The sequence below is a fragment of the Spiroplasma endosymbiont of Lariophagus distinguendus genome (genome assembly GCF_023846195.1).
Lineage (GTDB): Bacteria > Bacillota_I > Bacilli_A > Mycoplasmatales > VBWQ01 > Spiroplasma_E.
Genome location: NZ_JALMUW010000032.1, coordinates 1 through 11744 on the forward strand (window position 1 = coordinate 1; position 11744 = coordinate 11744).

General features: G+C 23.9%; 10 protein-coding genes. All 10 read right to left on the bottom strand.

Features of this window, described 5'->3' with window-relative positions; all coding sequences use genetic code 4:
* Positions 1 to 43 precede the first annotated feature (43 nt).
* Positions 44 to 1510 carry an IMP dehydrogenase gene (gene guaB / locus M0D11_RS03700; RefSeq protein WP_256468400.1) on the bottom strand — a complete coding sequence of 489 codons (1467 nt, stop codon included), beginning with the start codon at positions 1508 to 1510 and terminating at the stop codon, positions 44 to 46.
* Positions 1511 to 1513: 3 nt separating this feature from the next.
* Positions 1514 to 3055 carry a glutamine-hydrolyzing GMP synthase gene (gene guaA / locus M0D11_RS03705; RefSeq protein ID WP_252320200.1) on the bottom strand — a complete coding sequence of 514 codons (1542 nt, stop codon included), beginning with the start codon at positions 3053 to 3055 and terminating at the stop codon, positions 1514 to 1516.
* Positions 3056 to 3281: 226 nt separating this feature from the next.
* On the bottom strand, positions 3282 to 3929 hold the full coding sequence (locus tag M0D11_RS07235) for an IS3 family transposase (protein WP_252320202.1): 648 nt from the start codon (positions 3927 to 3929) through the stop codon (positions 3282 to 3284).
* A 405-nt stretch (positions 3930 to 4334) separates the two neighbouring features.
* Positions 4335 to 4487 carry a hypothetical protein gene (locus M0D11_RS03715; RefSeq protein ID WP_252319288.1) on the bottom strand — a complete coding sequence of 51 codons (153 nt, stop codon included), beginning with the start codon at positions 4485 to 4487 and terminating at the stop codon, positions 4335 to 4337.
* 56 nt (positions 4488 to 4543) lie between these two features.
* Positions 4544 to 4933: an APC family permease gene (locus M0D11_RS03720; RefSeq protein ID WP_252320204.1), complete on the bottom strand. Its 390-nt coding sequence runs from the start codon at positions 4931 to 4933 to the stop codon at positions 4544 to 4546.
* A 298-nt stretch (positions 4934 to 5231) separates the two neighbouring features.
* A complete protein-coding gene (locus tag M0D11_RS03725; RefSeq protein ID WP_252320206.1) occupies positions 5232 to 6482 on the bottom strand; it encodes a glycoside hydrolase family 18 protein in 1251 nt (416 codons plus the stop codon).
* A 165-nt stretch (positions 6483 to 6647) separates the two neighbouring features.
* On the bottom strand, positions 6648 to 8843 hold the full coding sequence (locus tag M0D11_RS03730) for an ATP-dependent helicase (RefSeq protein ID WP_252320208.1): 2196 nt from the start codon (positions 8841 to 8843) through the stop codon (positions 6648 to 6650).
* Between the two features lie 35 nt (positions 8844 to 8878).
* Positions 8879 to 9574, bottom strand: coding sequence for an RDD family protein (locus M0D11_RS03735; RefSeq protein ID WP_252320210.1), 696 nt, complete (start codon positions 9572 to 9574; stop codon positions 8879 to 8881).
* A gap of 4 nt (positions 9575 to 9578) precedes the next feature.
* Positions 9579 to 10577, bottom strand: coding sequence for a glycosyltransferase family A protein (locus M0D11_RS03740; RefSeq protein WP_252320212.1), 999 nt, complete (start codon positions 10575 to 10577; stop codon positions 9579 to 9581).
* 73 nt (positions 10578 to 10650) lie between these two features.
* Entirely contained in the window at positions 10651 to 11466 is an 816-nt protein-coding gene (locus M0D11_RS03745) for a hypothetical protein (protein WP_252320214.1), read from the bottom strand.
* Positions 11467 to 11744: the final 278 nt, after the last annotated feature.

An 11744-nucleotide genomic window follows, 5' to 3' on the forward strand; every position in this document is an offset into this window, starting at 1 on the left:
CTAAGTTTTATTAAAACTTAGTTTTTTTAAATATACAATTTTTTTATTTATTATAATTTGGTGCTTCTTTTGTTAGTTCAACATCATGAGGATGTGATTCTCTTAAACCAGCACTTGAAATTTTTACAAATTTAGAATCTTGGATTAAAGATAAAATATTTTTAGCACCAACATAACCCATACCACTTCTAATACCACCAACTAATTGAAAAACAACATCTTGTACTTTCCCTTTAAAAGGAACACGTGCTTCAATTCCTTCTGGCACTAATTTTTTAATTCCTTTTTGAAAATAACGATCACTACTACCACGTTTCATGGCAACTAATGAACCCATACCAACATAATTTTTATATTTTTTACCATTGACAATAATTTCCTCACCTGGTGATTCTTCTGTTCCAGCTAAAATGCTACCTAACATTACACAATTGCTACCAGCAGCAATTGCTTTTACAATATCACCAGAATATTTAATACCACCATCAGCAATGACAGTTACGTTTTTATTTTTTGCTCAATTATAAACATCATTAATAGCAGTAATTTGTGGTACACCAACTCCTGCTATTATTCTAGTAGTACAAATGCTACCAGGACCAACACCAACTTTAATACAATTTGCGCCAGCTTCATAAAGTGCTTGTGCTCCAGCTGCAGTACAAATATTTCCAGCAATAATATCTAATTTTGGATAAGTTTTACGAATTACTTTAACTGTTTTTAAAATCCCTAAACTATGACCATGTGCTGAATCAACAACTAATACATCAACTTTTGCTTTAACTAATGCCTCAACTCTTGCTAAAGTGTCTTCACCAACACCAACAGCAGCACCAACTCTTAATCGTCCTTGATCATCTTTACAAGCATTTGGATAATCAATAGCTTTATCAATATCTTTTGTTGTAATTAAACCAATCAATTTATTATTTGAACCAACAATTGGTAGTTTTTCAATTTTATTTTTTAACATAACTTGTTTTGCTTGTTCGATTGTTGTTGTTTTATCACCAACAATTAAATTTTTGGTAGTCATAATATTTTTAACTAATGCATTATCATTATCAAGATATTTTAAATCACGATTAGTAACAATTCCAATTAGTTGATTTTCTTCATTTACAACAGGCAATCCAGAAATTCGATAAGTACTCATAATTGATTTTGCTTCACTAATTAAAGTTTGAACACCAATAGTAATTGGATCAGTAATAAAACCTGACTCATTTCTTTTCACTTTTTGTACTTCTAAAGCTTGTTCAGCAATTGATAAATTTTTATGAATAATGCCAATACCACCAACTCTTGCCATGGCAATTGCTAGATCAGATTCAGTAACTGTATCCATAGCAGCAGATAAAATTGGAATATTTAATTCAATTTTATTTGTTAATTTAGTTTTTAAAGAAACTTGATTTGGTAAAACTTCTGAATATCCTGGAACTAATAATACATCATCAAAAGTAATTCCTTCACATATTATTTTTTGATTTAAATCTTTATTCATAGTTTACTCCCATTCTATAGTACCTGGTGGCTTTGATGTAATATCATAAACTACTCTATTAACACCATCTACTTTATTAATAATCTCATTTGCAACTTCATCTAGAAATTCTCATGGTAAATGTGAACTTGTTGCTGTCATAAAGTCAATTGTATTAACACTTCTTAAACTAACAACATAATCATAAGTGCGATTATCACCCATTACGCCCACAGTTTTAACTGGTAGCAAAGTGGCAAATGCTTGTGATACTTGATTATATATATTTTTTTCTTTCAATTTGGTAATAAAAATATGATCAACTTCTTGTAAAATTAAACATTTTTCTTTTGTTACTTCTTCTATAACTCTAACTCCTAATCCAGGACCAGGGAAAGGATGACGATTAATTAATGTTTCAGGTAATCCAAGTTTTAAACCAATTTCTCTTACTTCATCTTTAAATAAGGTTTTTAATGGTTCTAACAATTTAAATTGTAAATCATCAGGTAAACCACCAACATTATGATGAGTTTTAATTGTTTTTGAACTTGCATGTTTACTTGAAGATTCAATAATATCCGGATAAATTGTTCCTTGTGCTAAAAAATCAGCCGTTTTAAATTTTCTTGCTGCTGTTGTAAATACATCAATAAATTGTTTACCAATAATTTTTCTTTTTTCTTCAGCATTTTTAACACCTTTTAAAGCAGTAAAAAAATGTTTACTTGCATCAATCATTTCAAGATTAAGTTTAAAATTTTGTTTATAAATTTCCATGACATCAATTGCTTCATTTTTTCTCAATAAACCTGTATCAACAAAAATGCAAGTTAACTGTTTACCAATTGCCTTAGAAATAATGGCAGCGGCAACTGAAGAATCAACTCCACCACTTAAACCTAAAATAACTTGTTTATCTTCGACTTTATTTTTAATTTCTGAAATTTGATTACTAATAAAATCATCTAAACTTCAATCTTTTGTACAATTTGCTATTGTAAATAAAAAATTTTCGATTATTTGCTTACCAAATTCTGAATGGGTAACTTCAGCATGAAATTGGATACCATAAATTGGTTTAGTCAAATGTGCAATTGCTGAAATTGAAGAATCAGAATGAGCTATTTGTATAAAATCTTTTGGAATTTTTGTTACATGATCAGCATGACTCATTCATACTTTTGATTGATTAGCAACTTTTTTAAATAATTTATTATTTGGTTGATCAAGATATAAAATTGATTTTCCAAATTCTTGTTCATCTGCCAATTCTACTTTCCCTTTAAAATGATTTGTTAATAATTGCATGCCATAACAAACTCCTAAAATGGCAACTGGTAAATTAAAAATCGCTTGATCAATTTTATAAGCATTTTGTAAATAAACACTTGATGGTCCACCAGATAAAATAATTGCTTTTAAGTTGGGATATGTTTTTATTTTTTGATAACTAATATTAAAAGATAAAACTTCAGTATAAACATTTGCTTCTCTTACTCTTCTTGCTAATAATTGTGTATATTGACTTCCAAAATCTAAAATCAATACTTGTGTATTTATCATTTTTTTTCCTCCAAATATAATAGTAATTAAATCATTTTTTAACAAAAAATAAAATAGATTACAGTAATAATTATTTTATGATAGATTTTAATTTCTTTAAAATATAATTAAAAATATTGATATTAATGATAAGAGCATATGAAAAAGAGTAATCATTTATTAATGATTACTCTTAAAATGAACTTGTCAAGAAAAGTGGACAATAAAAGTAACCATTTATTAAATTTTATAAAATAGCGTTTGTAAGTGTTAAATTTATAGGTATGAAGTAATTATTTGTTGGTTTGGAATGAGCTAATCGATATTCGATTGGACTCATTCCTTTTAATTTTATTTGAGGTCGATAATTATTATAAAAGTAAATATATTTAGGTAAGTTGTCTTGTATTCATTCAATAGTTCTATTTTTTCTTGGAATTTGATATAGAAATTCTGTTTTCATTGTTCCAAATCAAGTTTCAGTAGCACCATTATCACAGGAATTACCTCTTCTAGACATTGAAATTTTTATTTTTAATTCATCACATAAAGTTTTATATGAAGGATTTGTATAGTGAAATCCTTGATCTGATTGTAAAATTCATGAAGTAGGTTTTTGAGCATTAACTCAAGCTTGAATAATATTTTGGACAACAAATGTCATATCTAAACTTGAGCTTATTTTATAATCTAATATTTCATTATTATGAAAATCTTTAACAATTGATAAATAATATGTTTTACCATTAGTTAATAAATAAGTTATATCAGTACCTAATTTTTGATTTAAATTAGTAGTTGAAAAATCACGTTTTAATAAATTATCATATCTTAAACTTCCTGATTTAGTTCTATAATCAAATTTTTTTATGCAGACCTTGGCTTTTAAACTCATATTTTCATATATCTATATACAATATGAAATTTTAATTTTAAATTATAAATTTTGTTAATTCATAAAGTTATCATTTTATAACCATAAATTTCTTGAAATTCATAAAAATATTTTTAATTATATTAATAAAAATGTATCTCATTTATTAAATTCATTCATTCCATTCTTAATTCACTTATAATATCCTGATTTTGAAACATTTAATAATCAACATAAATAACTAATCTGATATTTTTTTCAATGAGAAAATCACAAAATATTTCTTCTTTTTGTCGATTTTTCTAAATACTATATCGTTCATTGCCTCAATATATTCAATTAATTCTTGTTTTGTCATTTCATTAAAATTTAAAAGATTTGGGTCGACCTGTTCTTTTGGTTTTTACACGATTCCATTGCCATATTCTAAACCTTTTCACCTAATAATTTATATGCTTTAATTCATTCTTTTATTGATGATCGACCAATACCATACTCTAATGCGGTTTTATCAATTGTTTTAATTTTACTTATTTTTATTATTTTTAACTTTTCTTCTTTTGATAGTCATTTAGCCATAAAAAAATGAACACCTTCCTTAAAGTATTTTTAACACAAAGGTTACAATTCTGTGTCTACTTTATTCTAGATGTTCAAATAATAGTTACAATAATTGTTGAAGGTAAAGTAATATATTGAATAAAACCAATTATTCATCCTCAAAAACGACCAAAAACTCCACGAACATAAACATAAGCACCACCATTAGTGTCATGATAAACACGACTACATTTAGTAAAAGCAAGTGCAGTTCCCGCAGCAATTAAAGCACATAATAAAATAACTCATAGCATATGTAAACCAACGCCACCATTATTTCAATAATAAATGCCAATTAATGCCATTGGAAATGCAATACCACAAGTATAGTTAAAACCAATTCATATTAATTCATTAAGACTAATTTTTTCATTATTAGCACGAGATGATTTTGCTCAAAATTTTAATTTTTTTAAATTAAACATTCAATTAGTAATTCCTTTCAAAAAATAAATTATTTTTAATTATAACTTAAAAAAAATATTTTTATGATAAAAAATATTTTTATTTTTTAATTATCAAATTTTATGATATTAGAACAAAAGTAGTTTTAAAGTGATTAGCAAATTAAACAATAAAATATAACAAATTATATTATTATAATTTGTTATATAAATAGTTACTAATTATTTTACTTTTAATTTTCCCTAAATAATGAGTAAAAAAACTTAATTTCTTCTTATTTAAATTTTGATATTTTTTATAATAATTATCAAAAAAACATTAAACTTTACGAACTGGACTTTTTACTCAATAAGTTCAATTACCAGTAAAAACATTTGAAAAATCACCTTCATTTAAATATTTTAATCCGTGATTATTTGTTCCTCAAACTTCATCTATCTTACCATTACTATCACGATTTAGTGATCATATTCTAATGTTTGCTAATTTATTTGTTTGTGCTCAATTATATAAATCTTTAGCATCTTCTAAAGTAAAATAGTTATTATTTACATCATTAATACCAATCATTGGTGTAATACCTAGTTTTTGATAAACATCAGTAAGTAATAAATTAGACTTTGGAAAATATTGTTTTATTAATTCAAAATATTGGTTAGCAGTACTTTTAATTGCTTGTTTAGCAATATCAAAAAAAGTTAAACCTTTATCAATTACTTCTTGTCCAACAATTTCACCATAATCCATAGCCATAATGTTAATTGTAAATAAATCTTCAACTTTTAAATCTGCTTTTTGATATATTTCTAAAGCTATTTTAATAACATTCTCAATATCTCTACCAACTAGCCCCGTTGGCATTACTGGTAATGTAACACTAAAGTTTCAATTTTGATTATTTCTTTTCATTTTTGTTAATGTAGTAAATAAAACCTTCATTCCATTAATATGATCATTATCAAAGTTTATACCTTCAATATCTAAGTCTAAATTTAACGGCATATCTTTAGTTTCAAAACCTGCAAATTTAGTAATTCGTTCTTGATACTCAATAAAAGCTGGTTGTAACATTGCTACTGCTTTATTAATATCTTTATTAGATAGCCCATATGCAACATCTCATGGATTATATCCAACCGCTGAAGCAGCTCCACCATATGCAACAACAATATTATTAAAGCCATCATTCTTTACTAAAGGTTTAAGCACTTCTGGTTTTAATTTATTTTCTACTCAATAATCATATCCAGCGCCCAAAGACTGTCCAGCAATAGTTAATTCTAACTTATCTTTAATTGCAATTGCTTGCTGAACAAAAGACAAAGTAATAGATTTTAAATCTTTTATTTTATTAAAAACTTTTTTACCATCATGTAATATAATTTCTTTACCATTAATTAAGTCTCTAGGAGTTGTTCCTATTCATAATCCTCCATCATAATAAGGTTGGAATAAATAGTTAGCATGTTGTTTAACTTTATTAGTAACTGATTGACCATCACGATTGGGGTTAACTTCAATTCAATTACGAATTAAACCTTTTCACGCTTCTAAATTTATTTTTATCATAATTACTTTTTTCCTTTCATTAAAATAATAAGATTTATTAAAATATTAATTTTTCTAAAGTTATTTCAAAATAAAAAATAATTGGCAATTTAGCACCAATTTTAAAATGTTATTAGGAAAATTAAATTAAAATAAATCTTAATTCTAATTTTATACTTGAAAAAATTAATATGTAATAAAAAATTTCTTAATAGCAATATGATTAGAACTAATAATTCTAATACCACCATGATTTTTATGAAAAGCAACTTGAATTTTATCACCAATTAATTTAGTAATAATACCTTTTCCAAAAATTTCATGAATAATTATATCTCCAACATTTCAATTATTAGTTATTTCAACCTTATCTTTATTATCAGCTTTATAGTAATTAAATTTAGAATGATTACGATTTTGATAAGTTGCTGCCATTTCTTGGTGTTCGTTATTAATGATTTTTAAATATTTAAGATCTAAATCTTTTAAGAAACGAGATGGTTGTTTCATACGATCCAAGATATATGAATATCCACTGGCACTAGATAAAAATAATCATTTTTTTGCCCTAGTAATTGAAACATAAAAAAGTCGTCGTTCTTCTTCAATTTTATCTAAGTTTTCTATACTAAATTTACCTATTCCAGGTAAAATACCTTCATTAATGCCAACTATAAAAACAACATCAAATTCTAGACCTTTAGCACTGTGAATTGTCATTAAATTAACGGCTTTATTAGTACTATTTTCATCTAAATCAGTATATAAACTTACTTCTTGTAAAAATGACGTTAATAATTCTTCGCCTTGTAATTCATTATTACTACTATCATATTCAAGCAATTGTTCTAATAATTGTTGAACATTTTCAATTCTTTCTTTTTCAAGATTATCTTCTAGTTTTTTTAAATAATTAGTTTTATTTAATAAATTTTCAACCATGTTATGTAAAGAAGTAACATCTTTGATATTAGTTTGCATCTCATTAATTAAATTAATTAAAGGTTGTAAATGTTGACGATAATTTTTTGGTAATCCATACTGAAATTTAAATAAGTATTCATTTAAAGTTAGTGATTGTTCATTAGCAAGTAATAATAAGTTATCAATAGCTTTTGGTCCAATTTTAGGTGTTGCATTTAAAATTCTAATCATTGATATATTATCATTTCAAACAATAATTTTTAAATACGCCAAAATGTCTTTAATCTCTTTACGTTCAAAAAATTTATAACCACCAAAAATTTTATAATTTATATTATTATTAATCAAAGCTTGTTCTAAATCTTTTGATAAATAATTATTACGATAAAGAATAGCAATTTTATTCAAATCTAAATGATATTTTAAATGAATTTTTTTAACAGTTGTTGCAACTCAATGTGCTTCTTGATCACTACTACTAGCATGATACATAACAATATCATTACCAAGATCATTTTTAGTAAACAGTTCTTTTTCAATACGTTGAACATTATTTTTAATTAAACTATTAGCTGTATTTAAAATCTTAGTTGTTGAACGATAATTTTGATTTAAAATAAATGTTTGTGTATTAGGAAATTGTTTAGTAAAATTCAATATTAAATTAATATTTGCTCCTCTTCAACTATAAATAGTTTGATCAGGATCACCAACTACAGTAATATTTTTATGATTTTTAGCAAGTGATAATAAAATATTATATTGAATATCATTAGTGTCTTGAAATTCATCAACTAAAATAAAATCAAATTTCTTTTTTCATTTTGTTAAAATATGTGGAAATTCTTTAAATAGACGTTCAACTAATAATAATAAATCATCAAAATCTAAACATGAATTAATAAATTGATATTTTTTATACGATTCAAAAACTTTGATACGTAAAATTCACTCATCTTGATTTTGATAATCAGCTAATAATTGATCTTGAGAAAGATAATTATTTTTTCAGTTAGAAATATTAGAACTTAATAATCTTAACTCCTGCAATTCAGCTTTATGTGAAAATTCTTTTTGAAAAATATCTTTTAATATTTTTCGTTGATCTTCTTGATCAATAATATTAAAATTATTATTAATATTTAAATGATGAATATCTCTTCTTAATATTTTGGCACATAATGCATGATAAGTAACAATATTAACATTAATGTTAGTATCATTTAAAAGTTGCATTATTCGTTCTTTCATTTCACGTGCTGCTTTATTAGTAAAAGTTAATGCCAATATTTTTTCACTAGCAATTTTAATTACATTAATTAAGTAAGCAATCTTATATGTTATAACCCGCGTCTTTCCAACTCCAGCCCCCGCAATAATACGACATGGGCCATCAACATTAATAATTGCTTGTAGTTGTTGTTCATTTAGATTTTCTAAAAGTTTTGTTTTATCCATGTTATTTATCCTTAAGTTAGTAAGAGTATATACTATTAAAGACTATTTATATTTTCTAATTCGTCATCATTAATATTTCCTGGTTGAGAATAAACTAAATGAATATGTGGATCATTAACGTTAGTTGATATCTTCCTTTTATTAGTTGCAAGTGGTTTCTTGTTAATGACAAAAGTTTTATGATAACGATCAAAGAATAGCTGATGATATTTATCAATTTTAGTGACGATCATAATCCCACAATACCAAGCAAAATCAAAACTAACTACAGAACGAATAAGAATATTTAATCAAGAATTTAAAGTACTATTACTATTAATAGTAGCAATGTTTTCATTAAAAGTCAATTTCATAAAAAGAATTATTGAAGTGGTTAATAATAGAGGAATAAAAACTAAAAATAGTTCACGATAAAAAAAATGTTTTAACTTTAAATCTTGATTTTTTTCATTTACTAATCTTATTTGAAAAATTAATTTTCCCAAAGTTTGACCCTTACATTTTCATGGGATAATAACAAAATATATAATGACAACAATTATATTAATAATAAAAATAATTATTAATTGTCATGATTCTTGATTACCTTTATTATCTAAATAATGAATTGCTAATCCAATTATTAATGGGATTAAACTAACAAAAATCACGTCAAAAATACGTGCAATAATACGTTTTCATGTTTTAGCTATTATATATGTTTCGGTTGTATCTAATTTTTTAATATTCATTTTTTTACTCTCAATATTTTGAATCATCTCTAATATTATTATCTTTAAAATATTTCTTAAAATAAGTACTTAGATCAGGAGCATAAGTGGTAAATTTATCATTTGGATTAATAGTATTAAAATAAGAATTTTTTTTAAAATTTTTAAATTTAAATTCAATAATTTCTTTGACACGATTATATGTTTTTTCAATTAATGCAGGTTTTTTAGAAATACTAATAAATCTTAAAAGAGTATATAGATAGTATCTAACAAAAGCATATTCCAACTCTTCATATAAAACTTTTTTAATTTTATAATTATTATAATAGTTTAAAATATGTATTCATTGGTGCATTAGTTCAAAAATATTATCATTTTCCAATGTGTTATTTTTAGACGTTAATAATGTTTCATTAATTGCATAATATGTTTTACAATGTGCTAAAAATGAGTATAAAAATAAACTATCAAATTGGATTTCTTTACGAAATTGTAAATTATATTCATTAATAATACTAACTTTCATGATTTTTGTTGTTAAAACTGGTGTTGTTAAAGCAAAGACTATTTTTCCTTGTGTTGTATTTAAATTATATATTTTATTAACTTCAGTTCTAATTGTTGAATGAAAAACATTATTTATATCAAATTCATAACGAACACAATATTCAATACAATCTAAATCCTTATTATTATCTAAAATTTTATTAACTGTTTCAACAAAATTAACGCTAAGAATTTCAGTTGGATTTAAAATAACTACATATTGTCCGGAAATATATTTAAGGCCAAGATTACGACTAATGGCAATACCTGATACTTGATAATTAGTAATTATTTTTAAATTTTGTGGATATAATTTAAAATATTTACTAAATATCTCCAAATTTTCATTGTTAATGCCATCATCAACAACAACAACTTCAAAATTAGTTTTTTTATTTACAAAAATCTTTGATAAAAAAGAATCTAAGTGCTCGGATTCAAATGAAGTTGTATATAAAATAAAACTTAGTAGCATAATAAATATTTCCTCTCTTTTATAAATAATTATAACACTTCTTTAACAATTTTAAGTGAAGGTTTATCAACATTTATTTTTTATTTTTTTGATTACTATTTTTAAGTTTATTTTTAGATACTAAAGTAGATTTTTCTATATTATCTGTTTCTTTAATAACTTTAACAGTCATATTTTTATGATCAAAAATAGTTTTTAAATTACCTTCAATAATAACAGTTTCAGTATTATTAGGTTTAATAACGTTTCGTTTTGCAGGCTTGCTAACTTTTTTCTTTTTTTGTCCTTTTAATATTTCTGCTCTTAATAAAGCACGTGTTTTTCTAATTTCAAATTTTTCAAATTTAAAAAGAAATGATTTAATAAACTTTTTATACGAATTAACAAAATATCGAAGTCTTTTCTTGCTTCGAGCATGATTATCATATTTTAATAAAATACAAACATAGTTTAATTCATTTCTTGCTTCTGATTCAATTAATGAATTAAAAAAACTGTGATAATTATGACTTAAGTTATATGGTTGACCAGATATTGGGCTTTTATAAGGAGTAAAACCTAGATTACCAGTAGTTTTATAATACTTAAAATCAGCAACTCGTGTTGTCATTTGTCCCTTAGGATGCTCTGGTGATTTAATTTCTGATATTTTAAAAATATTATTTGTATCAAATTCTAAAAAATAGCAATATACCTTATGAACAAAGTTACCTGCAGTTTTAAAAGCAATATATAAATCTACTTTTGCTTCATAATTTAAATTATCAAAAATACTAACGTATGGTTGATAAAAATCATATTTTTTATCAATAATTTCTCAACCTTGTTTTTTAATAGTAAGTTCAATCTCATCAGCACAAATATTTGGATTTAAAATAATTTTCTTCATTTTCTACTCCTAACTCTAATATTTTCTAAGTCTATTTTATCAAATTATATATAAAGTGTGGTCTAAGAAAATTTTTCACTTTGATTAATAATTAAAGTACTTTTATTTTTACTATTAAACAACTAACAATCATCATAAAATTATCTTTAAACTATATGAATATATCATATATTTCTACACATATTAAAGTTATTCTTTTTTAAAAACTTTTAGCAAAAATTATATTAAACTTTATTTATTACTTTTTCTAAAATAATATAGAAATGATGAATATATTA